Below are 2,155 nucleotides of genomic sequence, written 5' to 3' on the forward strand. Positions count from 1 at the left end.
GTCAGCCGGGTGCGGAGGTCGGTGAGGCCGGCCGTGCCGCGGGCGGAGGAGACGCCGCCCAGGTAGTCGACGGCACGGCGGGCGGTGTGCACGGCGCCGTCCAGGTCGCCGAGCGCGACCCGGGCCTCGGCCGTCCGGGCAAGACGCAGGGCGGCGGCCCTCGGGTACGCCTGAGTGTCGTAGCCCTCGCCCCGATGGGCCGCCGGGATGGCCTCGTAGTGAGCCAGGGCGACATGGGGGCGGCCGAGGTCGGTCGCGTTGCTCGCCGCCCAACTGTGCAGTTCACCGAGGGACACCCAGTACACGCAGTCGGGCTCCTCCTCCGGAGCCCGGTCGCGGGCCCGGTCGTAGGCGTCGAACGCGGCCGCCAGGGCGCGGTCCGAAGCACGGTGCTCACCCGCGCGGGCATGGGCGCGGGCCAGCCGGGCGTACAGCATGGCCTCCATACGGGGCGAGCCGATGTTCCGGGTGCGGCCCAGGGCTTCGGAGACCAGGTCGACCGCACCGCGCGGGTCGCCGCCCGAGTAACGCGTGATCGCCCAGAAGGCCAGGGTGTTGGCGGTGACCACCTGGTCGCCGGACGACGCCGCGGCGCGCAGCGCCACCAAGTAGTACTCCTCGGCCAGCGCCTGGTGCCCCGAGTCGTGCGCCGTCCAGCCGCAGACCCGCGCGGCCTCGGCCGCGGCACCGTACAACCGGCGGCCGACGTCCTCGGTGTGCGCGGTCGTCCTCACGGTCGTGATCATCAACTGGAGCTGGGCGCGGGCGGACGCATGGACCTGACCGGAGCCGAGTTGGTCGTCCTGCCGCCGCAGAACGGCGAGTGATGCCTCGAACAGCTCCGGCGTGGTCGCGCCGATGCGGCGTCCACGGGAGTCGGCCACGGCCGGTTCGGCGGCGGCAATTCCGGCAAGCACGGGCGTTATCCCCGTGACGACGAGAAATCCCCTGCGGTCCATGGGCCCTCCTGTCGTGGCGACGTGGTCGAGCAGGTCGATCGTGGTGGCCGGGGTCCACCCGGCATCGAGCAGTTCCCGGTCCCGCATACACGCAGGACGCAGCCACTCGGGCCAGGGTCTGGCGGTGATCTCGTCCTCCGGGATGCCGTGCAGAACGGCCATGGCCTTCTGCGCGTGCAGGTCCGGTGTGACGCCGCCCCTGGTCCAGCGGGTGACGCGCTTGCGGTCACGTGCGATCGGCCCGTAGCCGAGCTGCTGGTGCACGGTGCTCAAGCGGGTCAGGTAGTCGTTTGCCGACCAGCCCCGGCAGTGCAACAGGTAGGCCAGCGGATGCCCGTCGATGCTCACCTCCCCATGGTGCCCCGCCGGGGAACCGCCCGGAGTGGAACAGCGGACGTTCCGGCCCGGATGGGCACACGTGGTAACAGGCTGGGAACAACTGGGCACTTGAGCCCTCTCCTCAAGCCTGCCCCGTCCTGGCGAAGGTAAGACCCGTGCCGAACGAGATGCAGGAGACCGCCCCGACGGTCGCAGCCGCCCTGAGGAACGCCGTCGAGGCCGGAGCGGCGGTGGTCTGGTGGACCGCCGTGCTCGCCGGGCTCGGGGTGGTGACGGTCATTGCCCACGACGACCTGAACCGCGACCGGGACGAACTGTCGGAGCAGCGGGCTCCGGACGCCGACCGCCCCGTGGCCGCGCCGGACGACTGGACAAGGAGCCGACGAATGCACCGTAGCGATGAGCGGTGGCCGACGGGCAGCCCGTCGCCGTACACGACACTCGACCCGCCCGAACCCGAATGGCCGCCCTGCACCTGCGGTGGCCCGGTCTGCCCGGACGGGCCGTCCGCGCCGGGCGGGGAGGCGGAGGGTGACCGATAGGCCCGCCGAGGTCTCCGAGGTGCCGCCGGAGTGCTGCGTCTACTGCGAGCGGCCGGTGGAGCGGTCGGAGGAGAACCTGCTGATGCTCGGGTTCTCCGACTCCGGGGCGCGGCCCTCCCTCTACGCACACCCAGCCTGCCCGGCCCCGCGATGGCGGACGAACGCCACCCCGCGGCGCCGCTGAACCACCGGCGCCCGCGGGGTTCCCGCCACGGTCCAGCCCGCCGCTCGGGAAGAAGCTGACCGGCCAGAAACCGGAGTGGAAGGCCTGTCCGGCGCCGTCCGCGGAGGAGGGCGGCGGTACGGCTCCGGAGC

3 protein-coding genes are annotated in these 2,155 nt (G+C 73.1%); 2 read left to right on the forward strand and 1 reads right to left on the reverse strand.

The genetic code is table 11. The annotated features are described in order from the left end of the window. A partial coding sequence (locus tag ACWDR0_RS34785; RefSeq protein ID WP_456355835.1) for a hypothetical protein occupies window positions 1-1,307 on the reverse strand: 1,307 nt, incomplete at its 3' end. A gap of 146 nt (window positions 1,308-1,453) precedes the next feature. On the opposite strand from ACWDR0_RS34785, the gene ACWDR0_RS34790 reads away from it, so the two are divergent. After that, on the forward strand, window positions 1,454-1,840 hold the full coding sequence (locus tag ACWDR0_RS34790) for a hypothetical protein (protein WP_456355836.1): 387 nt from the start codon (window positions 1,454-1,456) through the stop codon (window positions 1,838-1,840). Further along, window positions 1,830-2,024 (forward strand): hypothetical protein, encoded by a 195-nt coding sequence (locus tag ACWDR0_RS34795; protein ID WP_456355837.1) that lies wholly within the window; start codon window positions 1,830-1,832, stop codon window positions 2,022-2,024. The genes ACWDR0_RS34790 and ACWDR0_RS34795 overlap by 11 nt, the downstream gene beginning before the upstream one ends. The last annotated feature ends 131 nt before the right edge of the window (window positions 2,025-2,155 follow it).

The sequence above is a fragment of the Streptomyces sp. NPDC003691 genome, from assembly GCF_053981115.1.